Genomic DNA, 23,878 nt, shown 5'->3' on the forward strand with positions numbered 1-23,878 from the left:
TGGGCGCTTATCGGAGGTCCAGGTGTTCATCCCGCTGCTTCTGTTTCTACTTTTGTCGCTGATTGCGATCGTGATTTTGCTCGGGCTGGCCGCCCCCTTCGTTGTGCTTGCCCGCCGCTGCCGATCCGAGCGCCTGCCGGCCAAGACGCCGGAGGGGCAATATGCCGCCGACGCCGTCCGACTGGTAGACGAAATCCAGGACGCGCTCAAGTCCTGTCCGATTTCCTACGAGCAGAAGACCGCGCTGCTGCGCCAGGTGCGCGACGTGCCCGGCAATGTGAATCGCGCAGTGTGCAAGCTCAATCGCCTGCGTCGCATCAAAAAGATCGCCAAGCGCTCAGAGGAGGCGGCTCACGTGCTTAGCGAGATCGAGGTGATGGAGCGCGGCATCGTCGGCGAATTGCGCCGCACCCACGAGACGCTGCTGGCCGTGCCGGTGACGCTGATGAAGGTGGATGTCGCTCGCGGCGAGCGCAACCTCGACCGCATCATTGCCGAGTTGGGCGAGACCAATTGCCGGCTGAACAACCTGGCCGAAAGTTACCGCGAAGTCCGCGCTGCACAACCCCCCAACTACTCATAGCTGAGCGCATCATTCTTCACCTCGACCTCGACGCCTTCTTCTGCGCCGTCGAGGAGCTGCGCAATCCCTCGCTGCGCGGCAAGCCGTTCGTCGTTGGCGGCCGCCCCGACCAACGCGGTGTGGTGTCATCGGCGTCGTATCCTGCGCGCCGTTTCGGCGTGCGCAGCGCGATGCCCACCTCACAGGCGATGCGCCTGTGCCCTGGCTTGATCGTCGTATCCGGCTCGCGCGCACATTACGCCGAATACTCGAGGCGCGTGATGGGCCTGCTGCGGGAGTATGGCGGCGCGTTGCAGCAAATCTCGATTGACGAAGCCTTCCTCGACGCGACCGGACTGACACAAGACCCGCGGGCGCTGGCGTTGGAGATTCAATCCCGCATCCGCGATGAAGCGGGCTTGCCGGCCTCGATCGGCGTCGCGACGAGCAAGCTGGTCGCGAAGATGGCCAGCGGGCGTGCCAAGCCGAGCGGCGTGCTGGTCGTCGCTCCCGGCCAAGAGGCCGAGTTCCTCGCGCCAATGCCCGTTGGCGAGTTGTGGGGCATCGGCCCGGCGACTGCAGCGCGTTTGGAACGGATCGGTATTGCGACGATCGGCGACCTGCAACGCGCCGCGCCGCAGTCGCTTCGCTCCATCTTTCGGGATCATGCCGCGTCTATGGTCGCACGTGCGCGTGGCCTGGACAGTTCGCCGGTGCATGCCGAACGCGAGGTCAAGTCCATCAGCGAGGAGCGCACCTTTGCCCGCGATGTGCGCGATCCGGAGGCTCTGCGCCAGATGCTGCTGGCGCTCAGCGATGAAGTGGCTGCGCGGTTGCGCGCACACCACCGCTTCGCCCACACCGTCCATCTCAAGCTGCGTTGGTACGATTTCTACACGGTCACCCGTCAGACGACGCTCCTGGTGCCGACGCAGCTCGGCGAGGAGATCTTCGCCGCAGCCGAGTCGTTGTGGTGGCAAGCGTGGCTGGGTCGGGGCGAAAGCCGCAACCGACAGCGCGGCGACCCGATTCGTCTGATTGGCGTTGGCGTGAGCGGCCTGAGCGAAGGATTGCCGATCACTTTGTTCGGCGATCCGCAACGCGAGGCCCGGCTGGCGCTGGCGCATGCGCTGGACGAGCTGCGGGCGCAATACGGCAAGCACATCGTGCGCCGCGCAGGCTTACTGCGGCTTGGCCGATGAGCCATTTGCTAAATCCAGCGCCTTGGCCAAAATACAGCCCGTATATGACGATTTGGAAATCCAGCAAATACAAACTCACCGATCCACTCTCGCTACGGAGCGAATAAACCCATGCCACTCCTGCCTTCCAACAGCGTTGCACTGGTCACCGGCTCAGGCCGCGGCCTTGGCCGAGCCATCGCCGAAAAGCTGGCCGACGCCGGCGCTGCCATCATCCTTCACGATCATCGGCCGGAGTCGCCGGCGGTCTTTGGCGAAGCGCCCAACCTCGACGCTGTGGTTGCCCAGTTTCGCGAGCGCGGCGCAAAGGTCGTCGGTGTGACGGCTGATGTGGCCGACTACGAGGCGATGAAGCGCGCAGTGCAGGCCGGCGAAGAAGCGCTCGGGCCGATCACGATTCTGGTCAACTGCGCCGGCGGCGACATCGGCGCAAGTGGCAAGGGGAAGCCGGATCCGAATGATGCGCTCGGCATCTCCCCTGAGGATTTGCAGGCCATCTTCAACCGCAACCTGATCGGCACGATCCAGGTATGCAAGCTGGTTGTGCCGGGCATGCTTACCCGCAAGCGCGGCGCGATCATCAACATTGCGTCGGTGGCGGCGTTGTTCGGGGTGGAGCGCGAGGTCGCGTATGCCGTGGCCAAGGCCGGAATCACCCACTACACGCGCTGCTTGGCCATCGAGTGCCGGCGCGCAGGGGTGCGCGCCAATGTGATTGCGCCTGGCCCGACCAAAACGGCGCGCTTCCTGGCTACGCGCGTCGTGGATCCGGCCAAGATGGACGAGACGCAGCCCTCGCTCGACCGCTACGCCAACCCGGCCGAGGTCGCCGACGCGACGTTGTTCCTGGCCAGCAACCTGGCGCGCTTCGTCACCGGTCAGGTGTTGGCCGTGGACGGCGGCATGACCCTGCATCCGTATTAGCGCGTCCTCGACCGCATCTCTTTTTTACTGTGCTACGCCAAGCGAACGGAGTGAACGACGCCGGCGTCTGCTCTGGACCGGGTTCAGCGCGGATTTTTGGATATCCATCGAATCCTCGTTGGCATATGCGCCCTGAAAAGTCACCCCGAAAATCTGCGCTAATCCCCTCCATGCGTGTTGGCTGCGTTGCAAGATCAGGCAACCCGGCATATACGCTATCGCGATGGTTGACGAGAAGCCCCTGCTTGTGATGCAGGACATCGTTAAGCAATACTCCGGCGTGCTGGCGGTCAACCACGCTAGCCTCTCGCTGCTGCCCGGCGAAGTCCACGGCTTGGTTGGGGGGAACGGCGCCGGCAAGTCCACCCTGATCAAGATCATGGCCGGCGTGGTGCGCCCGGATCATGGGCAAATCCTGCTGGACGGGGCGCGGCTCGATCTGCGCGACGGCAGCGGCGCCTATCGCCATGGCCTCTCCTTCATCCACCAGGAGCTAAATCTGGTGCCATATCTCAGTGGGGCGGAGAACATCTTCCTCGGGAGGCCATACCCTAAAACGCGCTTCGGCACGATTGACTGGCAGGTGCTCAACCGGCGCGCCGACGAGATCATGCGCGGTCTGGGCATGCGCATCCGGGTGGACGTGCCCGTCGGTCGTCTCTCCCGCGGCGAACAGGCGATGATCTCGCTGGGGCGGGCGTTCGTCGGCGATGCGCGCATCATCGTCATGGATGAGCCTACCGCCGCCCTCACCGATGAAGAGATTCGCAGCCTGTTCCGCGTCATTCGCGCGTTGAAGGCGCGTGGCCGCACGGTGTTGTATGTCTCTCATCGCCTGGGCGAGATCTTCGAGATCTGCGACCGGGTGACCGTGATGCGAGATGGCAGCGTGGTGGGCAGCTATCCGATCGGCGGGTTGAGCCAGAGCGAGATGATCCGCCTGATGATCGGTCGCAGCCTCGGCGAGGGTATGCCGTCGGCTCGGAACCGGAGTGGCCGCGTGTTCTTCCGCGCCGAGGCGCTGGCCGGCGGCCCGGTTCAAGGCGTGAGTTTCGACCTACGGGAGGGCGAAATTCTCGGCTTGGCCGGCTTGGTCGGCGCGGGCCGCAGCGAGGTGCTTCATCTTCTATACGGCTCGATCCGGCCGAAGGGCGGGCGGATGTGGATGGACGATAAGCTGTTTGCGCCGCGCAGCCCGGCCGAGGCGATTCGCGCCGGCCTGGCAATGGTTCCGGAGGAACGCCACCGGCAGGGCCTGGTCTTGAATCGCTCGGTGCTACACAACATCACCCTGCCGGCGCTCGACCGCTTCACGCGCCGTACCTGCTTCGTCAACCGCGCTGCCGAGCACGTCGCCGGACAAAAGCTCGCCCAACGCGTGCAGTTGAAAGCTGCCTCGCTCGATCAGCGGGTCAATCAACTGTCCGGCGGCAACCAACAAAAAGTGGTGTTCGCGCGTTGGCTGCACGCTCCCCCGCGCATGTTGTTGCTGGACGAACCGACCCGCGGCGTGGACGTGGCCGCGCGCTTTGAGATTTATCGCATCATCCGTGAGCTGGCGGCGACGGGCGTCGGCATCGTGCTGGTGTCATCCGACCTGCCAGAGCTCCTTAGCCTGGCCGACCGGTTAATCGTGCTGCGCGAGGGACGGCAGTTGGCAGAATTGCCCACCGCAGGCATGAGTCAGGAAACGCTCTTGCATTATTGCTACGGAGAGGTGCCGCGTGCGTGAAGGAAGACTGCTTCGAGCGATCGCTGCGCCTTGGACAAGGCTGACCCGGGTGCAAAGCCTGCTCTGGGCACGCAAATGGGGGACGCTGGTCGGCTTTGCGGCGCTGGTGATCTTCTTCTCTCTGCTGAGACCCAGCGTCTTTCCCACCGTTCAGAACTGGAGCAACATCATCGAGCAGGTGGCCACGCTGGCCATCGTCTCGGTGATGGTGACCGCGGTGATGGTCACCGGCGACTTTGACCTTTCGGTTGGCGCGCTGGCCAGCCTGGCCGGCGTGGTCGCCGTTGATCTGATGGCTAACCACGGTGTGCCGGTCGTGCCGGCGATCTTGATTGCCTTGTTGGTGGGTGTCGTCGGCGGGGCGATGAACGGGTTATTGGTGGCTTACGGTGGCTTGTCGGCGTTCGTGGCCACGCTGGCCACGATGACCGCCTATGGTGGGGCGGCGCTGCTGTACACCGATGGCGCCACCCTCTTCTCCGGCATACCGGAAGGCTTTCGGTGGCTAGGGCAGGGGGACGTCGCCGGCATTCCCACACCGGTGATCGTGATGCTGGTGGTGGTCTTCCTGGCCTGGCTGCTGATGGAACACACGGTGTTCGGGCGGCGCCTGTATGCGATCGGCGGTAACGCCGAAGCCTCTTATCTGGCAGGCATCGCCGTTCAGCGCCTGCGCTTGGCCGCCTTCGTGCTTTCCGGGTTAGGCGCGGCGCTCTCGGGGGTGATTCTCGCCAGCCGGCTCTTCTCCGCGCACCCTCAGGCCGGCAACCCGTTCATGCTCGGCGCAGCGGCGGCGGTATTTCTGGGCGCAACTGCCTTTCGCGAGGGCGAGCCCCACGTCCTCGGGACGGTTCTAGGCGTGCTGATTATGGGCGTTCTGGGCAACGGCCTAAACATTCTGGGCATCAACTCATATATCCAGTCCATCCTGACGGGCGTGATCATCGTGCTGGCGGTGCTAATTTCCAGCCTCTCGCGGAGGCGTTAGTCCTTCATTGAAGGCATCGCGAAAAGAGATAGGCGTATGGAAGCCATCATCGCATTGGACATCGGCACGACGGCGGCCAAGGCGGTCTGCGTAGATCGCAACGGGGGCGTCTTAGCCCGCGCACAGGCCGGCTATGGGTCGGTTTTGCGCGGCCCCGAAGTCGAGCAAAACGCAACCGACTGGTGGGAGGCTGCTCGGTTGTGCCTGAAGTCCATCATGCATCAAATGCCTGACGGCGTTTGGGCGGCGGCGCTGGCGCTGAGCGGTCAGATGCAAGATATGATCCTCATGGACGAGCAGGAGGCGCTTGCGCCGGTCATTTTGTACTCGGATGCGCGTGCCCAAGCTGAAGCCGACGAAGTGCTGCGCGCCATCGGCGAAGATCGGCTGATCGCGGCGACCGGCAATCTGCAAGATGCTTCCGGCCTGTTGGCCAAGCTGTTGTGGGTCAAACGCCACAAGGCGGAATGGTATCAAAATACTCGGACGCTGCTGATCGGCGCGCACGACTACATCGCCGCAAGGCTGTGCGGCGAGCGCGTCACCGACGTTACCACCGCTTCGACGACCGGCCTGTTCCACCTGCAGGAGAATCGTTGGGCGACCGAGTTGCTGGAGGCGCTAAACCTGCGCACGGATTGGTTGCCCCGGCTCGACTTGGCGAACAAGCCGATTGGCCGGGTCAGCCGAACCGCTGCCAAGCTCACCGATCTGCCGGAAGGGCTTCCCGTCTTCCATGGGGTAGGGGATGCCGCGGCGACGACGCTGGGCGCGGGCGCCGGCGAAGAAGGCCGCTGGTATGTCTATCTGGGCACGAGCGGCTGGCTGGCCGCCACGGTGGACGCCCCGCCGGTGGATCCGCGCACCGGCATCTTCAATCTGCGCCATCCCGATGCGCGGCGCCTCATCCTGATCGGCCCAATGCTCACGGCAGCAGGTAATTTCGAGTGGCTCGTCCGCCAGTTCGGGCCGCTGGAGCGGAGACGATCCGCCGACGAGGACGCGCACACGCTGCTGAACCGGGCGGCGGAATTGGCTTCGCCCGGCTGTGGCGGCGTGCTCTACTTGCCCTATCTGAGCGGGGAGCGCGCGCCGTTCCGCGATGGGCGGGCACGCGGCGTGTTCTTTGGCTTGTCACCTGCGACCGGCCGGGTTGATCTGTATCGCGCGGTGCTGGAGGGGGTGGCGTTCGCCATGCGCACGATCCGTGATGCGATGCCGTCGGCCGATCAGATCAGGCACATCAGCTTGGTGGGAGGAGGCGCGCGTTCTGTGCTCTGGCCGCAGATCTTCGCCGATGTCTTCGGCCGGCCGGTGCACGTGTTAGCCCAGCCAGATGACGTAGGGGGCCGGGGCGCAGTGCTGCTGGCTGCCAAAGCCCTTGGCTGGCACAGCAACCTTAATCCTCCGGAGTACTTCCCCGTCGAAAGGATCTACCGGCCGATGGTGCAGAATCAGCGGTGTTACGATAATCTCTACCGTGTTTTCTGTGGCTTGTATCCTGCATTGAAGGATAGCTTTAGCCTGCTTGCTTCAACAAAGTGTGATTGAACCGGCGCAGGGCTTTGCCCGCCGGAGATGACCATTGCTCAATTTTGAATTTCCATAGAGGAGGATGTAATGCGTATCGGACTTCGATTGCCCTTTTCGACGCTTGCGGCTGCGGCCGCGCTTCTGGCGGCTTGCGCTGCTCCGCCCCCGGCTGCCGCCCCCGGCGCGCCGAAGAAAACCATCGCGGTGGTCACGCCTTATATGGCGAATGAAACCACCAAATACGTGATTGACCGGTTCAAGAAAGAAGCTGAAGCCAAAGGCTGGCAAGTAACCGTCACCGATACGGCCGGCGACTTTAACCTGCTGGTCAGCCGCATCAAGGATGCCGTGACCCAGAAGGTGGACGCGATTGTGCTCGGCATGGGCGATCCGGCGCAGATGACGCAGGGCCTCGAGGCGGCCCGTCAAGCCAATATCCCCGTATTCGGCATTGACGCCGGCAACGCGCCGGGCGTCCTGGTCAATGTCACTTCGGACAACGCCAGCTTGGGCAAGCTCTCTGCCGAAACTTTGGCCAAGGCGATCGGCGAGCGGGGTAGCGTGATTATGTTCACGCACGACCCACATCCCGGCGTGCGCGCCCGCGCTGTTGCAGCAGCCGAGACCTTCGCCGCTTACCCGAACATCAAGGTCATCGAGAAGAAGCACATCGAAGTGCCGGGCCCGGTGGACAACGCCCGCAAGATTACCGAAGACCTGTTGACCGCCTATCCAGATAATGGCGCGATCGCCGGCATTTGGGCCGGCTGGGACGAGCCGGCGCTGGGCGCCGTGCAGGCAGCCCTGGCAGCCGGCCGAGCTGAGATCAGGGTGGTCGGGGTTGACGGCACCGACTTCGCTAAAGCCGAGATCGCCAAGAAAGGCCCGTTCATCGCCAGCGTCGCCCAGGACTTCGACGCCATGGCCGCGAAGACGGCTGAGTTGATCGAGGCCTATTTCAACGGCAAGAAGCCCGAGAGCGAGGCGATCCTAATCCCCGGCAAGCTGGTGACGGCCGAGAACGCCAAGTGATTGGCTGTTCGAGGCGGCGCGACCCGCGGCCCGCACCGGTAGCGCATTTTCGCCGGCCCGGGCCGTTGGCGATAGGTCAAAGTGTGACGGTATGCAGAACTTCGCGCGACGTATTGGCCGTTGAGCCACATCTCGGCCTACCGCGCACGCGTCCTAAGTCGAGGACGATTTTCTCCGGTCGTTTAGCCAGATGTGGGAACAGTAGGCGTAGACCGTCCTCCGAACAGCGATGTAATCGCGCACAAAATATAATTCGGACGATTGGGCCAATGGGTTAGACGTAAAGCCCTACCTGCTTACTTATGTTGGCCCTTTAAGACACTCTCCGAGCAGTGAGTTAACGAGGGATCATGATGAAAACGACCAAACACAATACGCTACTGATCGGTTTGACCGTTGCCTTGGGACTGACGTTGGCAGCGTGCGCGCAGCCAGTGGCGCCAGCTCAGCCAACTGCGCCGGTGACGCCCACCGAGGCGCCGTCGGCGCCTGCCGAAGCAAAAGTGCTTGTGGTCGGTTTGCCCAAAGCCGATACACGCACGCTCGACCCACACCGGCAGTACGAGATTACGCCGCCGCAGATCATGCGCGCCGCCTACGAGACGCTCGTCACGTTGCCCGACAAGGGGGCAACGATTGACCGTGTTGAGCCGCTGCTGGCCGAGTCTTATACGATCTCTGACGATGCGCTGGTGTATACCTTCAAGCTGCGCAGCGACGTGAAGTTCGCCAGCGGCAACCCCATGACTGCTGAGGATGTCGTGTTCTCGTTCAAGCGCATGGGCGCGCTGCAGGACAACCCGGCCTGGCTGTATAACGACCATGTTGCGAGCATTGAAGCCCCCGACGCCTCAACGGTGAAGATCACGCTGAAAGAGCCAAATGCGGCGTTTCTGTCCATGTTAGTGTCGCCCAACTTCGCTGTGGTGGATTCCAAGGTGGTCAAGGAGCAAGGCGGCACGGATGCCGATGACGCCAAAGACACCGACAAAGCGACCGACTGGCTGGACAACAACTCCGCTGGCACCGGCCCTTACACGATTAAAGAGTGGAAGCGCGGCGAGCAGGTGGTGATCGAGCGCAACCCGAACTACTGGCGCGGGCCGGTTCCATTCGACCGCATCATCTTCCGCGAAATCCCCGACGATGCGGCGCGCCAGCAAGCGCTGGAGCGCGGCGATATTGACATCGCCGTCGGCCTCGACGTGGATGCCATCAAGCGCCTGGAGGGCAACCCTGATCTACAACTCATCGTCGGCAACACGCTGGACATGACTTATCTGGCGCTGACGATGAATGCGGAGCTATCCCAGCCGTTGGCTGATAAGCGCGTGCGCCAGGCGATCAAGCTGGCGATTGACTATGACGGCATCATCAACGGCCTGCTTGGCGGCGCGGCCTTGCATCTGCCTACCATCATTCCGTTGGGGTTGTTGGGCACCGACCCGGCCTTGGCGCCGAAGCGGGATGTGGCGCAAGCCAAGGCGCTGCTCAAAGAAGCCGGTTACGAGAACGGCTTTGAGCTGACGATGGTCTATCCCGGCGAGCGCAAGATGAGCAACATCATCCTGGCCGACACCCTGGTGGCGAAACTGCAAGAGGACTTTGCCGAGGTGGGCATCAAGCTCAACGTCGAGCCGCGCGACGCCAGCACTTGGCGCGCCGACTACCGCGCCGGCAAACTGGCCGCCACCATCGCCGACTGGACGCCGGACTTTCTCGACCCGCACGGCTGGGCGCCGGCCTTTGCCGTGGAAGGCGCGTCGGCTGCTAAGCGCGTGTACTACGTGAACAAAGAGGCCGAAGCGCTTGCCTTGGATGCCGCCAAGATCACCGACTCGACCAAGCGCGCCGAAATGTACCGCAAGCTGCAGGAAATCATGCTCGACGATGCGGCATTCATCGGCCTGATCCAGCCCAAAGTGCAGATCGTCGCCTCGGCGAAGCTGAAGGACGTGATCTACAACCCGGTGTACTTCCTGGACTATTACTTCATATCGCAGTAAGTCTGATTGGGGAAGAGAGAGGGGAGCCCTCGGCAGTGAGTGGCTCCTCTCTCGAAGCCGCATCCGGCTCGCTGCAGCCTGGCGTGCGCCGATGCGCGCTAAATGGATATCGCCTCAACCCCCGCATGTCACTGCTCGCTTATCTCATCCGCCGATTCCTGATCACTTTTCCCCTTCTGCTCCTGGTGACGTTACTCGGCTTTGTCATCACCTACTTGATCCCTGCCGACCCGCTGGCGATGGTGCTTTCCGAGCGCGCCATGGCCAATCCGCAGATCGTACAAGCCTACCGTGAGCGCTGGGGGCTGGATAAGCCGCCGCACGAGCGCTACCTGACCTACGTCGGCAACCTCATCCGTGGCGACCTGGGCGAATCCATCGTCACGCAGCAATCGGTTTCGGCGGACATTGCGCGCTACTTCCCCGCCACAGTGGAGCTGGCGGTCGCCGCGACGCTCATCGCCGTGGCGCTAGGTGTGCCGCTGGGCGTGATCGCCGCCGTGAAGCGCGAGACGCTAATTGATCATTTGGCACGGGTCGCCTCGTTGATCGGCGTATGCGTGCCGGTGTTCTGGCTGGGGTTGTTGGCCTTGTCGCTGTTCTACTATCGTTTGCAGTGGATGCCGGGTCCAGGGCGCGTCAATGCACGCTTGGATCTTCCACCGGTCGTCACCGGTTTGCTAACGGTGGACAGCATCCTGGCCGGGCGGGGCGATGTGCTTGCCAGCGCGCTCCATCACTTGATGCTACCCGCGCTGGTGCTCGGCGCATACAGCATGAGCCTGATCACGCGCATCGTGCGCTCGGCCATGATCGAAGTGCTGCAACAGGACTATATCCGCACGGCGCGGGCCAAAGGGCTGGTCGAGCGCGTCGTTGTGATGCGCCACGCACTGCGCAACGCGGCGCTGCCGGCGGTGACGGCCATTGGCCTGGCCTTCGGCAACCTGATGGCCGGCGCAGTGATGACCGAGACGGTGTTCGCCTGGCCCGGCATCGGGCGCTACGCCGTCGAATCGGCCGCCAAACTCGACTTCGCACCGATCATGGGGGTGACGCTGCTGGTCGCGGTGATCTACATCGGGATCAACTTCGTGGTGGACGTCTCGTACGCGCTGCTCAACCCGCGCGTGCGATTGTCGTGACATGACCGGTGCTTCCGCGTATCCCGCCGCGCCGGCGATGATCACCGACCGCATGGCTGTGCTCAGGCGCAACTGGCGTCGTGTGCTGCACAACCGCGCTGCGACGATCGGCGGCGCAATTGTGCTGTTCTGGCTCTGCATGGCGCTGATGGCGCCATTCCTTGCGCCATACTCGCCCACGGCGCAGCGCGTGGCCAACCGTCTGAAGCCGCCCAACGCGCAGCACGTGTTCGGCACCGACGAGCTGGGACGCGACATTTTCAGCCGTGTGCTGTATGGCGCGCGCGTCTCGCTGCCGGTAGCACTGGCTGTCGTGGCCATGAGCGGCGCGCTGGGGGTGCTGCTGGGCGCTATCGCCGGCTACACCGGCGGATTGCTCGATGAGATCGTCATGCGTATCGCCGACGCCGTGTTGGCCTTCCCATCGCTGATCCTGGCCATTGCGATCACCGCTGCGCTCGGGCCAGGGTTGCAGAATGCGGCGCTGGCCATTGCGCTGGTGTTGTGGCCGGAGTACGCGCGGCTGATCCGCAGCCAGGTGATCGCCCTCCGCGAGATGGAATTCGTCAGCGCGGCGACGGCGCTCGGGGCGACGCGTCGCCGCGCACTCTTCAAACACATTCTGCCGAACGCCCTTCCGCTCATGCTGGTTAAGGCGAGCCTCGACATGGGGAACGCGATTTTGCTGACCGCTTCGCTCTCCTTTGTGGGGCTGGGCGCCGTGCCGCCGACACCTGAATGGGGGGCGATGGTCGCTGCTGGCCGGCACAAGTTCTTCGAATGGTGGTTGGCTGCCTTCCCTGGCCTGGCTATCTTCTCCGCGGTCGTCGGGTTCAACTTCCTAGGCGACGGCCTGCGCGACCTGCTCGACCCGCGCATGAGCCGGCGTGGGTAGGGCGCGGCGCAGGCTTGCCGAGGGCAGCGAACAGGCGGTCACTTGCCGGCAATGGCAGCCAGTGTCTGCAACGTGACCAGGATCTTGCGGTCTAGGCCGGCGTAGCTTAAGTGGAAGTCCTTGTCGCCTTCGTCAATCAAGCCGTTGTTCGGTAGATCGCGCGTGGCAGCCCAAAAATCGAGCAGTGGCACGTCGTACTCACCCGCCAGCCGGCGGATGACGTTGTTGATGTAGCCGGATGGCGCGCCGGCGAGGGTCTCGATGTCGTCGGCCTTGGTCATCAGCACCGGCAAGACCCCTTCGCTCAGGGCATGCTCGATGATCGGCCGGTAGTGCTTCTCAAAGTCCCGCCAGGTATATTGCTCTTGCGTGCCGAGCGAGATAAATACGATGCTGGCGCGCGACACCCACAGCTCGCACTCGAACGGGCCCATCGTTGTGCCGCACAGCGCGCCGTCGGCCCAGGTCGGATCCATCATCGCGTGTGAGCCAAATCCGCCTTGCGCCGCCAGGCTGACCCGACCGAACGATGGCGCGAAGCGTTGCGTGATTGCCTGCAGTCGTGGCTCGAGTGTGCTGGCGTCGAATTGGCCGCTGGCCAGGCGCCGCAGATACACCGATGGCTGTGAGTTGCAGTCGCCTGCTACGGTGAACAGGTTCAAGCCCTTACCGGCGCGCACGCTATTTTGCCAAATTGCGCGCTGCTTCGGCGTGATGCGCGGGATCCAGGCTGGGAAGGGCGCGCTGCGCCGAGCCGTCGTCGCGGTTGGGGACGGCTTGAGGGGCGCGCTGACCACCGGGGCAGCTTTCAAATCGCCCGAATAAAGTGCGCCGAGGTCGGCCAACAGCCAGGTGCCTGTGGATTTGCCGGCGTCCGGCACGGCCAGTTGCCACCAGGTGCTGTCCGCTGTGCGTCCGATCACATCGTAGAACTGCCCCTTAAACACCGGCAAGGTGTTGCCGGCGACTAAGCTGGGAGTGCGACGCAGCCAAGCCTGCTCTGCCGTGATGGTGATCTTGGGCGGCAGTGGCGCTTGTGATTGGGCAGGATGTAAATTGACCAGTGCCGCCAGTTTGCACGCAAGCAACGCCGCTAAGATGCGGCGATGATAACGTGGTGTATTACTCATGTCATCACTCCTTTAGGTGTTGTTTTGGCGCGGGCGGGGTCGGCGGTGGCGTGGCGGGTGCCCGCGCTGTCGCCTGAGGCCGCTTGGTGGAGGCTGGGCTTAGCGGCTTCCTCGGTTGCGGGGTTGCCTGCGGCGTTGGGCTTAAACGAGGGAACTGGGCCAGCGCCTGTAAGGTCAGGAGAATGCGAGCGTCCATGCCTACTTCGTTGACATGAAAAGGCTCAATAAGTTGCAGACTGGCGTTTCGCTCGGCGGCCAGGCCGCCATTGGGAAGCTGTCGGGCAGCCAGCGCAAAGTCAATGACGGGCAAGCCATACTCTGCGCCGAGCTTGCGCACCACCCCGTTGATGTAGTCGGCCGGCGCGCCGCCCTGTTGCGACTCAAGCGCGTCAGCTTTGGTCATGAGCAGCGGCAGCACCTTCAAGCCCAACGCATACTCAATGATGGCGCGATAGTGCCGCTCAAAGTCGCGCCAGGTGAATGTATCTCCTGTGCCGAGCGCGATCAGCAGGAGGCTGGCGTTGGAGAGTCGCAACTCACAGGCCAGTGGCCCTTCATCGCTCTGGCACTGCTTAGGATCGGCCCACATCGGGTCAAAGGCCATCGTCGCGTTAAAACTGCCGCTGGTCGCAACGCTCACGCGATTAAATGCTGCAGCAAAGGCGCGCGCGGTGGTTTTGAGCTCCGGATAGGGGGTCAGGTCAAATGCGCCGGAAGCGAGGCGACCGAAGAACACCGGATGCTCGGCGTTGCAGTCGCCGAGCACAGCGACCATACCGGGCGTGCGGCCGGCTTGGACCGCGTCACGGTAACGGCGCTGTGCCGCGCTGCTGATCGTCGGCACGCCGGGCAAGCGTAGACGCGGCGGCGGCGGCGGCGGAGGGATCTCTTGGCTCAGCGGTAGCTGGGTAATGTCCATGCCATCGGCAAAGCGCACCGCGCTGCGGCTGACCCATGCACGGGTGTAGCCATAGTTCACCAGCACCCAGGCGTTTGCCTCGTCGCGGGCGATCGCCGCGAAGCACTGGAACTTCAACATGCGTCCCACGGCAGGCGATTGCCAACTGTTTTCACGACGCGCAAACGCGCCGTCTATGTCAATCATCACCTGGGGTGTTTGTGCGTCGCCACACACGAAATCAATCGCATGTGCCGGGCCGACGCTCCCAGCGACGCTGAGCGCAATCAGCGCGATGACTGCGACGACACGGTTTGTAATGCCAGGTCTCATCTCAGGTGTTCCACTCCTGTGCAACAAGTAGAATCGCGCCTATGCTGCGCCTGTTGATTGTAAGCGTTCTTGCGCTCATCCTCGCGTCATGTTCCCCCGCGCCGGCTGCGATGCCGGCCGCAACAGATACGCCTGAGCCCACCGCAACCCCCGCCCCAACGCCAACCCCCTCGGCTACCGCTGCGGAAACGCGAGACGCGTCGCCCAGCCGGCGCTCGGTGTGGGACACCCAGGTTAGCCCGGGCGAGGCGCTTGGCCAATGCGCTGGCAGCGCGCCATTGCCGGTATATGGGCTCGTGCAGATCACCCCGTTTGAGGATGGGCTTGAATGGCGCAACCAAGAGCCGCAACCGTATCGTATGAAGCGGGTCGCTCCCGGAGTTTATCGTTTTGCCGGACCGAGCGCCATCAACGATGGTGTGGTGACGATGACCGTGACTTTTTGGGGGGAGAACTCGCTGTCTATGGTGCGCGAGTTCACACCCAATGCGGCGCCGGGCTGCACTTATCGCCACGAATATACCGGCGAGTTCAAGTGGTTCCGTTGACGGGACAATGCTTTGTTTGGCTCGCCTGGGGCGAGTTTCCGACCACCTAATCGCGCGTAGCGGCGTGCTACGGTTTCCGCCGCTGTGCGCGCACAGGCGTAAAGGCCGGCGCGATGCCTACAGGATTAGCATGGCGTCGCCGAACGAATAGAACCGATAGCGCTCGCGAATCGCCCGCGCATAGGTGCGGCGCATGAAGTCCATCCCCATGAATGCGCCGATCATGGCCAGCAGGGTGCTGCGGGGGAGGTGGAAGTTCGTGATCAGCGCGTCTACGACTTTCCATTTGTAGCCGGGGGTGATGTAGAGCGAGGTAAACCCGCTGAACGGTTGAACGAGGCGGGAATGGCTCGCTTGCGCGAGCGTCTGGCTGCCGCTCTCCAACACACGCGCGCTCGTTGTTCCCACAGCGATGATCCGCCTGCCCCGCGCGCGTGTGTCGTTGATGGCCTCAGCCGTGGCCGGCGGCAACTCGCACCACTCGGTGTGAATCTTGTGCGCTTCCACCGTCTCTTCTTCGATCGGCTTGAACGTGTCCAGGCCGACGTGTAGGGTAACGAAGGCAATCTGCACACCCATCGCCTGTATGCGTTCGAGCAATTGCGGCGTGAAATGCAAGCCGGCCGTCGGCGCAGCCGCCGAGCCGGCCACGCGCGCGTAGACGGTTTGGTAGCGTGCCGGGTCGCGGAGTTGCTCGCGGATGTAGGGCGGCAGCGGCGTCTCGCCCAAAGCGTCGAGGTGTGGCTCGATCGGCGCGCTGAAGCGCACGACGAAAGCGGCCTCGCCGGATCGCGCGACGACCTCGGCGCTGAGTTGTTGCCCATCTTCGCCTGCTGGAAAGGTGATCTGTCGCACGTTGCGCCCGCCGACCAGCGCCTCCCACGTCACATCGTCCAGTTTGCGCAGGAGCAACACTTCTACTTGGCCGCCGGTTGGCTTGCGGCCGTGCAACCGGGCATTGATCACACTCGTGTCGTTGGCGACGAGCAGGTCGCCGGGGCGCAGAAATTCCGGCAGGTCATAGAAATGCCGGTGCTGGTGCGTCTGCGTTGCGCGGTCGCACACCAACAGGCGCGATGCATCCCGCGGCTCGACTGGGTGTTGTGCGATCAGCTCCGGCGGCAGTTCGTAGTCGAGTTCTGAGATGTGCATGGTCGCTTTGTAGCGCAAGTGTAAAGGTGCATTGACTACGGGCTGCGCAGCGATGAGCTGCGTCGCCCGTGCTTTAGCTCTGGCGTTCACGCCGGGGCGTCTTGTCGTACCCCACCGGTGTATAGTTCCTGCGTTGGGCGAGATTATGGCGCATCACGTTCACCTCATCGGCGTGCCGATGGACCTCGGCCAACGCCGGCGCGGTGTGGACATCGGGCCGAGCGTCATTCGTTACGCCGGCTTGCATCAACAGTTGCGCGCGCTCGGCCATACCATTACCGACAGCGGCAACATTGCCGTGCCCATCCTGCTGGGCGCGTTCGGCGATCAGGGCGGGTTCAGCGCAAACTCGCCTGCTCGCGGATGCGCGCCGGACGTTCCAGGATCACCCCGGCTACATGTGGACGACGCCCGCAGAGGGCGATGAAGCTGACGGCCCATGGTGTTGGCCGGTGGCATTGGCGATGACTTCGGCCAGCCGCCACGGCCGGCCTTCGACCAGGTTTGTCTTCTGGGAAATCATCCGGTTGGCGCAGGCCGCCGGGTAGGCTGTCGCCAGCGTCAGGCCGGGGCGCTCGGCGCGGGTAACGAGCGGCGTGTTGATGTTGCCGTCAAACGGACGGGCCTTCCATTCCGTCCACAAGGTGAAGTCCGGGCTGGCGGCGAAGATTGCGCTGCCGCCGGCGTGGGTGCGGCGCGAGGCGACCACCAGGTTCAGCCGATTCTCCGCGGCGCGCTCCGGCAGGCCCAGCGTCATCTCCCACGCTTCAAGGGGATGCGTCGGCACGGCGACGATCTCGGCGTCTTGCAGCGCCGCCAACCGGAAGGTCTCCGGGTAGATTGCGTCTGGACCGAGCACAAGCGCGATTCGACCGAACGGCGCGTCGAAGGTGTGCAGGTTGTCGCCCAGTTCAGTGCACCAGCCATGTCGCCGGCATGGATGCAACTGCGGCTGCGTCATGACGATCCCATCTCGTCCGATGAGTACGCCGAGGTGGCGCGCCCCTTGCGCGACGCTTGTGGCAACCAGGGCGTCGCTCCTGCCGATGGCCGATTGCATCGCCGCGACGACCCGTTGTCCGGTCGCCTGCGCTTGCGTCGGATCGACCACTCGTCCATCGGCGAGGCCGAACAACTCAGGCAAAACAATCAACTTCGCGCTGGCGGCGATGGCCTGGCCGACTGCGCGCGCAGCAGCCTCAAGCGATTCGTCGGCCGGTTCATACGCGGCGACGCGCGCCTCATGCACCGGCGTGAGGCGCGCGCGGGGACGGGGTGGCTCGGCGATGGGCGCATAAAGCGCCGGCCGGCGCGCGGCGAAGATGTGTGTGCCATCGGGCCGCAGCTTGTCGTCGGCCCGAACGGGATCCACCTCAGCGATCACGACGGCCTCGCCACGACGCGGCCCCTTAGCCAACACGCTGCCGTCCGGAGCGACGATCTGCGATTCGCCCGCGCCTTGCAGCATCTCCGCCGGTAGCTTGATGCGCTGCGCAATCGCCGGCGCGAGCGCTTCGGGCACCAGCCAGCCGACTTTGTTGGCGGCGACGACGAAGCATTTGTTTTCGGCGGCGCGCACCGGAACGTGCAACGACGCCTCGTCAAGCGCGAATGAGTTCAGGCTGTTGAGCAGGATTTGCGCGCCGCGCAATACCAGCCCGCGCGCGACCTCCGGAATCACACCGTCCATGCAGCAATACATCCCCAGCCGGCCAATCGGCGTCTGAACGACCGGCGTGCACGCGCGGGCCGGCGTCAGGAAGTTGTTTTCGTTGCCCATCAGCACCTGTTTGTCGCCGATGGCGATCGGTTCGCCATTGGGCGCGAAGAGGATGTTGGTGCCGGTGACGCCGTCGCCGGCGCGCCGGACGGTGCAGTTGATTTTGACGAAGCAATGATGGCGTCGGGCGCGCTCGCCGATAGCGGCCAGGAAGTCGCTGTCGAGCGCCACGGCGACGCGCCAGGCGTGTTCCTGGTCGGCATACCACGCCATGTGGTTGCAGAATTCCGGCAGCACCATCAGGTGGGGCTTGTGCGCGGCGGCGGTGTCAATCATGCGTAGGCAGGTGGCCAGGTTGCGCGCGACATCTTCGCCCGTGGCGAACTGGAGCGCAGCGATGCGGCAGGTGGCAGCCATGTGATAATGTTATAACATTACGATGAATTGAGAACTGGCCGTTCGCCGGCTGCGCTGCGCTGAGAGAGAATGAATCACGCTATGGCAGCTCAATCTTTCACATTCAACCCCGATCTGTCGCGTGCGCAAACTATTCCGGCGCACTGGTACACCGATCCCGCCCGGCTAGAACTCGAACACCGACGCATTTTCCGGCGGACATGGCAGTTTGCCGCATCGCTCGACCAGTTGCGCTTCCCCGGCAACTACGTCGCTGTGGACGTGGTTGGCGTTCCGGTGGTCGTCGTGCGTGATCTGCAAGGCGATTTGCGCGCGTATTACAACGTGTGCCGGCATCGCGCCGGCGTGGTGGCGCAAGGCGCCGGCAACCGCAAAACGTTGCAATGCCGCTACCACGGCTGGCTGTATGACCTGGATGGCTCGTTGCGCGCGGCCCCTGAATTCGAGGGCGTGCGGGACTTCGACAAGTGCGACTATGGCCTGATCCCTATCCGCATCGAGACGTGGGGGCCGTTCGCCTTTGTCAACATGAGCAATGACGGCCCGAGCCTGCTGGAGACGCTGGGCAACATCCCCGCCGAAACGGCGCGATTCAACTTCGAGGGCATGCGCCGCGTGGAACGCCGCGACTACTACGTGAACGCCAATTGGAAAGTTTATATTGACAACTATCTTGAGGGCTATCACGTTCCGGTGGCGCATCCCGGCCTATATCGGGAGCTGGACTACGCACAGTATCGCGTAGACACCTTCCGTTATTACTCTTCGCAATATGCGCCCATCCGCCCAGTGCGCGCCGAGGACGCCGCCGGCCGCGTCTATACCGCGCTGCAAGGGGACGACAAAGCCTTCTACTACTGGATCTTCCCCAACTTCATGCTGAACATCTATCTCGGCATGTTGCAGATCAACATCATCGTGCCGCTGAGCTACGACCGCACATTGACCATCTTCGAGTGGTATTTCTCCGACCCCGGCACGCCGGAGACGTGGAATACCCTTCAAGATTCGATGGCCTTCAGCGATGAAATCCAGCGCGAAGACATTGAGATCTGCGAGTATGTGTGGCGCAACTTGCTGGTTGGGGTGTATGACGCCGGCCGCTATTGCGTGAAGCGCGAAAACGGCGTGCATCACTTCCACGGCTTGCTGTATGAGTTTTTGAATGATGGCGGATGAAGTCTTGATTGTCGGCGCGGGCCCGGTAGGGCTTTCGCTGGCGCTTGCCCTGGCGCGGCGAGGCGTGTCGGTGCGCGTCTTCGAAGCGCAGCCTGAGCTGAGCAGCGAGGCGCGCGCCAGCACCTTCCACCCCCCGACGCTGGAGATGCTCGACGAGTGGGGGGTGGCGCGCGCCTTCATCGAACGCGGCCTGCGTGTAGTTGTCTTGCAATACTGGGAGCGCGCCTCGCGCGAGCGGGTGGCGCAGTTCGACTATGCGCACATCGCCGGCGATACCCCTTTCCCATTTCGCCTGCAGTGTCCGCAATCGCTCTTGACGCGGACGTTGCTGCCGGCGCTGCTGGCCACCGGCTGCGCCGCGGTGCACTTCAGCCATCGCGTGACGGCCTTCGCCGATTGCGGCGACCATGTGAGGGTCATCGTTGAATCCCCGGCCGGCGCGCGCACCTTTTGCGGCGCCTATCTGTGCGCTGCGGATGGCGCGCATAGCACTGTGCGCCGGCAGCTTGCCCTGCGCTTCGACGGCATGACCTATGCCGACCGCTTCCTGCTCATCACCGCCGATTACGATTTCGGGCGCGTCTTCCCCGGCATCGGGCCGGTGGCTTACCTCTTCGACCCAGTGGAGTGGGTGATCCTCATGCAGCAGCGCGAGGGGGTGCGGGTGATCTTCCGCGTGTCTGAAGATGAGCGCGAGGAGGATGCGCTACACCCCGGGGCGATTCGCGAGCGGCTGGCGCGTTTGCTCGATCCATGGCCGGCCGATGACGTGCCGGTGTGGGGCGCTTCGCTCTACAGCGTGCATCGTCGCATCGCCGAGTCCTTCCGCGTGGGTCGGGTGCTGTTGTTGGGCGATGCGGCGCACATCAACAATCCGACCGGCGGCATGGGCATGAACAGCGGCATCCACGATGCGCACAAGCTGGCCGATAAGCTGACGCAGGTGATGCGCGGCGCATCAGAATCGCTGCTGACACAGTATGCCGAGGAGCGGCGCGCGGCAGCGCTGGCGTTGGTGCAGATGCGCTCCGACCAGAACTCGCGCGACATGAACGCGCGCGATCCGGCCTATCGCGCCGAGCGCAACCGGCGCTTGCGCGCCGCAGCCGCCGACCCGGCCCAGGCGCGCGCCTTTTTGCTGCGCGCCTCGATGATGGACGAGCGGATAGGAGCCAACCAATGACCCATGAACCACTCAGGCCGAAAGGCCCGCTGTGGGCGGCGCTGGCGGCCGAGCAGCCGCTGCAAATCGTCGGCGCAAGCACCGCCTACCATGCGTTGCTGGCCCGGCGCGCCGGCTTTCGCGCCTTGCACCTCTCCGGCGCCGGTGTGAGCATGAGTTCGCTCGGCGCGCCCGACCTGGGCATCATCGCCCTGGAAGATGTGCTGATTGATGCGCGTCGCATCACCGACGCCTGCGACTTGCCGTTGCTGGTGGATGTGGACACCGGCTTTGGCAGCGCCTTCAACATCGCGCGCACGGTCAAAGCGCTGATCAAGGCCGGCGCCGCCGGCTTGCACATCGAAGATCAGGTGCAAGCCAAGCGCTGCGGCCATCGGCCCGGCAAAGCGATTGTGTCCAAGGCCGAGATGGTGGACCGCATCAAGGCCGCCGTGGATGCGCGGACGGACGCCGGCTTCGTCATCATGGCGCGCACCGATGCGCTGGCCATCGAGGGGCTGGAGGCGGCCATCGAGCGCGCCGTGACTTACATCGAAGCCGGCGCCGATATGATCTTCCCCGAAGCGATGACCGAGCCGGTCATGTATCGGCGCTTCAAGGAAGCCGCTGCCGTGCCGGTGCTGGCCAACGCGAACGAATTCGGCCTGACGCCATTGTTCACCGCGCAGCAGTTTGCGGCGCATGGCGTGGACATGGTGCTGTATCCGATCAGCGCCTTTCGCGCGGCCAGCCGCGCGGCGCTGGCGGTGTACGAGACAATTCGCCGGGATGGTGTGCAAACCGCCGTCCTGTCGCTGATGCAGCCGCAGGACGAACTCTACGCGATCCTCGACTACGAGGCTTACGAGCGCAAATTGGACACGCTATTTGCCGCCGGTCGTGCGTAGCGGTGTTGTGCCCTGCGTCGGATGAGCGCGGCGCGCGTCAAAACTCCCTCAGCAATCGGCCGGCGCCCCACACTTTGTCCTCGATGCCGTTTTGACGCAGGGCGAACCACCACGTCGCCGCGTTGATGGCGATGACCGGCTTACCCAGCCAGCGCTCGGCTTCGTCGGCCAGCCTCACCATGCTGAGGTTCGTCCCCACTTGCACCAGCGCGTCCACGTCGTCGCCGTTTACCTCGATCAACGCGCGGCGCAGCTCGTCTTCGGTGATGTGGGCGATGGCTACAGCCGTGGGGCAGCGCAGCCCCTTGATGCGCACGACCTCGAAGCCGATGTCGTTGAAGAAGCGCACCACATTCTGATCGCCAATGGGTTGATAAGGCGTGACGACGCCGATGCGCCGGACGCCGAACAATTGCAGCGCCTTCTCACATGCTTCGGCGCCGGTCGCCACGCCAAGGCCGCCGGCGCGCTCGCTCACACGCCGCTTGAAAGCGCGATTGCCCTCCACGCCGTCCCAGAAGGTCTCGGCGCTCATCCCCATCACAATGTAGTCCGGCTCACACGTCATCACCCGGTCAATGGCGTAGTTGATCTCGACGCGGATTTGTGCGAGCAGATTCTCGAAAGCCGCGTCGCTGCTCAGGTTCTGATCGCGGATGTGGATGCGGGAGAAGTGCGCCGTGACGCCGGGCACGCGCATCGCGTAGAAGTCAGGCTCGACGATGGTGTTCGTGCTAGGTGCCAGCACGCCGAATTTCTTTCGCCAACCAAGAGCATCGGTCATAGTTTCCTCGCTGTGTGAATTGGTGATCGGGCACCGCAACTGCGATTTTCTCGCTTTGACTTGCCCTGATTGGTCACAATGATACAATGTCATGACATTTAGCCAAGCCGATGAACGCGCGCATTCGCAAGGGCTACGCCGATACCCGCTTCGGCCAGGTGCACTACCGCATCACCGCAGGGCCTGACGCAGGGCAGCCTTCGTCGTTGCCGCTCGTGCTCTTGCACCAGACGGCCAGCACGTCGGTGATGTTCGAGCCGTTAATGACAGCGCTGGCGGGCGACTATGTGTGCGTGGCGCCCGATACGCCAGGCTTTGGCGAATCCTTCACCCCCGCCACGACGCCCTCGATTGCGCTCTATGCGGAGGCGCTCTATGAAGCGTTGCAGGCCCTCGGCGTGCGGGAGTGCTGGTTGTTCGGCCATCACACCGGCGCCAGCATCGCCGTGCAGATGGCGCACGACCACCCCGACTTCGCGCGCAAGCTCATGCTCTCCGGACCGCCCTATCTCACGCCCGAGCAGCGCGCCGCCTTCGCCGCCAAGATTTCTCCTGTCGCGCCGGCGTTGGACGGTTCGCACTTGTTGCCGCTGTGGCAGCGCATCCTGGACAAAGAGCCGGATGTCCCACTCGACCTGGCGCATCGCGAGTTCACGCTCACGTTGCGAGCAGGCGACCAATACGCCGCTGCCTACCACGCCGTGTTCAGTCACGACTTCGCCGCGCAGTTGCCGCGCATCACCTGCCCGATACATCTGATGGCCGGTGAGTTCGATGCGCTCCTGAGCTGTCTGGATCCGGCTGCGGCCGCGGCTCGCCAGGCCAGCAAGCAATTCGTCCCAGGCGCCGGCACGTATGTTTGCGAGCGTCAGACGGCGCTCGTTGCAGATGCCATCCGGAGGTTCTTTCGATGAATGAATATACGGTTCCCCTTGCCCTTCAAGACTTCATGCCCGTCATGCTGTCATCGGCCGGCTTGTTCTTCCTCGCCGAGATGATCGCGCGGACGAATCGGGCCACCGGTCGCGTCGCGTTGCTGGGCACATGGTTAATCATGCTCGGCGGTGGGCTGAAAGCGGCCTGGAAGCTGAACATGGCGATCAGCGGCAATGACATCGCATGGATGTCGAATGCGTTGTTCGTCCTGCTCGCGCCTGGCTTCACGCTGATGGCGTGCGCGCTGTGGGCTGCTCAGGCGCAGATGCGTGGTCGTCCGCTGGGTTTCAACATGCCGGCTATGGCGCTGGGGATCAGCGGCGTATTCCTAGCCGTTGCCGCTGTGCTGGGCATAGCCGCGCCGGCCGGCAGCGCGTGGAAGTTCGTGCTGCTAGGTGTGACGACGGCGGCCAACTTTGCCCTGAGCGCATTGTGCATCGTTCAAGCCTTTCGCATGGGCAAGCGCGAGGTCGCCATCCTATTCATCATCAACGTCGTCGCCATCATCATCTTGCAGGGCCTCGCGCGCATTCCAGAACAAACCATCCCATTGCAATGGACGGAGCAGATCATCAATACGCTGAGCAGCGCCGCCTTCGCCTATGCCGCATGGAAGCTGAGCCGCGAAACGCAAGCTCGGCTGGTCGCCGGCCGGCTGCAATTTGCGTAGTATCGCAATACTGATGCCCAAT

22 protein-coding genes are annotated in these 23,878 nt (G+C 63.7%); 17 read left to right on the forward strand and 5 right to left on the reverse strand.

What is annotated here, in order from left to right; translation table 11 throughout:
- Positions 1-70 precede the first annotated feature (70 nt).
- From GXH28_RS05225 to GXH28_RS05270, 10 genes are all read left to right on the forward strand, one after another.
- Complete coding sequence (locus GXH28_RS05225) at positions 71-583, forward strand: hypothetical protein (protein ID WP_206156711.1); 513 nt, start codon at positions 71-73, stop codon at positions 581-583.
- Positions 514-1,764 carry a DNA polymerase IV gene (gene dinB / locus GXH28_RS05230; RefSeq protein ID WP_169237966.1) on the forward strand — a complete coding sequence of 417 codons (1,251 nt, stop codon included), beginning with the start codon at positions 514-516 and terminating at the stop codon, positions 1,762-1,764. Before GXH28_RS05225 ends, dinB begins: the two co-directional genes overlap by 70 nt.
- A 111-nt stretch (positions 1,765-1,875) precedes the next feature.
- Positions 1,876-2,688, forward strand: a complete 813-nt coding sequence (locus GXH28_RS05235) for an SDR family NAD(P)-dependent oxidoreductase (RefSeq protein WP_169237967.1) — start codon at positions 1,876-1,878, stop codon at positions 2,686-2,688.
- Positions 2,689-2,911: 223 nt separating this feature from the next.
- Positions 2,912-4,420: a sugar ABC transporter ATP-binding protein gene (locus GXH28_RS05240; RefSeq protein ID WP_169237968.1), complete on the forward strand. Its 1,509-nt coding sequence runs from the start codon at positions 2,912-2,914 to the stop codon at positions 4,418-4,420.
- A gap of 49 nt (positions 4,421-4,469) precedes the next feature.
- On the forward strand, positions 4,470-5,408 hold the full coding sequence (locus GXH28_RS05245) for an ABC transporter permease (RefSeq protein ID WP_320447919.1): 939 nt from the start codon (positions 4,470-4,472) through the stop codon (positions 5,406-5,408).
- A 36-nt stretch (positions 5,409-5,444) separates the two neighbouring features.
- Positions 5,445-6,959: a xylulokinase gene (locus GXH28_RS05250; RefSeq protein ID WP_169237969.1), complete on the forward strand. Its 1,515-nt coding sequence runs from the start codon at positions 5,445-5,447 to the stop codon at positions 6,957-6,959.
- A gap of 69 nt (positions 6,960-7,028) precedes the next feature.
- Complete coding sequence (locus tag GXH28_RS05255) at positions 7,029-7,973, forward strand: sugar ABC transporter substrate-binding protein (RefSeq protein WP_169237970.1); 945 nt, start codon at positions 7,029-7,031, stop codon at positions 7,971-7,973.
- A 350-nt stretch (positions 7,974-8,323) separates the two neighbouring features.
- Entirely contained in the window at positions 8,324-9,979 is a 1,656-nt protein-coding gene (locus tag GXH28_RS05260) for an ABC transporter substrate-binding protein (protein WP_169237971.1), read from the forward strand.
- A 125-nt stretch (positions 9,980-10,104) separates the two neighbouring features.
- Positions 10,105-11,124, forward strand: a complete 1,020-nt coding sequence (locus GXH28_RS05265) for an ABC transporter permease (protein WP_169237972.1) — start codon at positions 10,105-10,107, stop codon at positions 11,122-11,124.
- A gap of 1 nt (position 11,125) precedes the next feature.
- Entirely contained in the window at positions 11,126-12,019 is an 894-nt protein-coding gene (locus GXH28_RS05270) for an ABC transporter permease (protein WP_169237973.1), read from the forward strand.
- Between the two features lie 38 nt (positions 12,020-12,057).
- Here the strand turns inward: GXH28_RS05270 and GXH28_RS05275 are convergent, their stop codons facing one another.
- Together GXH28_RS05275 and GXH28_RS05280 are read right to left on the reverse strand one after the other, a co-directional pair.
- Positions 12,058-13,149 carry an SGNH/GDSL hydrolase family protein gene (locus GXH28_RS05275; RefSeq protein ID WP_169237974.1) on the reverse strand — a complete coding sequence of 364 codons (1,092 nt, stop codon included), beginning with the start codon at positions 13,147-13,149 and terminating at the stop codon, positions 12,058-12,060.
- Positions 13,150-13,153: 4 nt separating this feature from the next.
- A complete protein-coding gene (locus GXH28_RS05280) occupies positions 13,154-14,380 on the reverse strand; it encodes an SGNH/GDSL hydrolase family protein (protein ID WP_169237975.1) in 1,227 nt (408 codons plus the stop codon).
- A 41-nt stretch (positions 14,381-14,421) separates the two neighbouring features.
- On the opposite strand from GXH28_RS05280, the gene GXH28_RS05285 reads away from it, so the two are divergent.
- Positions 14,422-14,928: a hypothetical protein gene (locus GXH28_RS05285; protein ID WP_169237976.1), complete on the forward strand. Its 507-nt coding sequence runs from the start codon at positions 14,422-14,424 to the stop codon at positions 14,926-14,928.
- Between the two features lie 117 nt (positions 14,929-15,045).
- On the opposite strand, the gene queA is transcribed toward GXH28_RS05285, so the two are convergent.
- Positions 15,046-16,080, reverse strand: coding sequence for a tRNA preQ1(34) S-adenosylmethionine ribosyltransferase-isomerase QueA (gene queA / locus GXH28_RS05290; RefSeq protein ID WP_169237977.1), 1,035 nt, complete (start codon positions 16,078-16,080; stop codon positions 15,046-15,048).
- A 133-nt stretch (positions 16,081-16,213) separates the two neighbouring features.
- Between queA and GXH28_RS05295 the strand changes: the two genes are divergently transcribed.
- Entirely contained in the window at positions 16,214-16,507 is a 294-nt protein-coding gene (locus tag GXH28_RS05295) for an arginase family protein (RefSeq protein WP_240550204.1), read from the forward strand.
- On the opposite strand, the gene GXH28_RS05300 is transcribed toward GXH28_RS05295, so the two are convergent.
- The gene (locus GXH28_RS05300; protein ID WP_169237979.1) at positions 16,475-18,217 is read right to left on the reverse strand and encodes a carbon-nitrogen hydrolase family protein; all 1,743 of its coding nucleotides are present in this window, start codon (positions 18,215-18,217) and stop codon (positions 16,475-16,477) included. The genes GXH28_RS05295 and GXH28_RS05300 overlap by 33 nt on opposite strands.
- 81 nt (positions 18,218-18,298) lie before the next feature.
- Between GXH28_RS05300 and GXH28_RS05305 the strand changes: the two genes are divergently transcribed.
- Genes GXH28_RS05305 through prpB form a run of 3 tightly spaced genes read left to right on the forward strand, consistent with a single transcriptional unit; the run spans position 18,299 to position 21,466 of the window.
- A complete protein-coding gene (locus tag GXH28_RS05305; RefSeq protein ID WP_169237980.1) occupies positions 18,299-19,396 on the forward strand; it encodes an aromatic ring-hydroxylating oxygenase subunit alpha in 1,098 nt (365 codons plus the stop codon).
- Entirely contained in the window at positions 19,383-20,579 is a 1,197-nt protein-coding gene (locus tag GXH28_RS05310) for an FAD-dependent oxidoreductase (RefSeq protein ID WP_169237981.1), read from the forward strand. Before GXH28_RS05305 ends, GXH28_RS05310 begins: the two co-directional genes overlap by 14 nt.
- Positions 20,576-21,466, forward strand: coding sequence for a methylisocitrate lyase (gene prpB / locus GXH28_RS05315; RefSeq protein ID WP_169237982.1), 891 nt, complete (start codon positions 20,576-20,578; stop codon positions 21,464-21,466). The genes GXH28_RS05310 and prpB overlap by 4 nt, the downstream gene beginning before the upstream one ends.
- A 37-nt stretch (positions 21,467-21,503) precedes the next feature.
- Here prpB and GXH28_RS05320 read toward each other — a convergent pair whose 3' ends face one another.
- A complete protein-coding gene (locus GXH28_RS05320; protein WP_169237983.1) occupies positions 21,504-22,250 on the reverse strand; it encodes a maleate cis-trans isomerase family protein in 747 nt (248 codons plus the stop codon).
- 110 nt (positions 22,251-22,360) lie between these two features.
- Between GXH28_RS05320 and GXH28_RS05325 the strand changes: the two genes are divergently transcribed.
- Together GXH28_RS05325 and GXH28_RS05330 are read left to right on the forward strand one after the other, a co-directional pair.
- Positions 22,361-23,164, forward strand: a complete 804-nt coding sequence (locus GXH28_RS05325) for an alpha/beta fold hydrolase (protein ID WP_169237984.1) — start codon at positions 22,361-22,363, stop codon at positions 23,162-23,164.
- Positions 23,161-23,856 (forward strand): hypothetical protein, encoded by a 696-nt coding sequence (locus GXH28_RS05330; protein ID WP_169237985.1) that lies wholly within the window; start codon positions 23,161-23,163, stop codon positions 23,854-23,856. Before GXH28_RS05325 ends, GXH28_RS05330 begins: the two co-directional genes overlap by 4 nt.
- The last annotated feature ends 22 nt before the right edge of the window (positions 23,857-23,878 follow it).

The organism is Candidatus Roseilinea sp. NK_OTU-006 (assembly GCF_012931985.1).
GTDB lineage: Bacteria > Chloroflexota > Anaerolineae > J036 > Brachytrichaceae > JAAFGM01.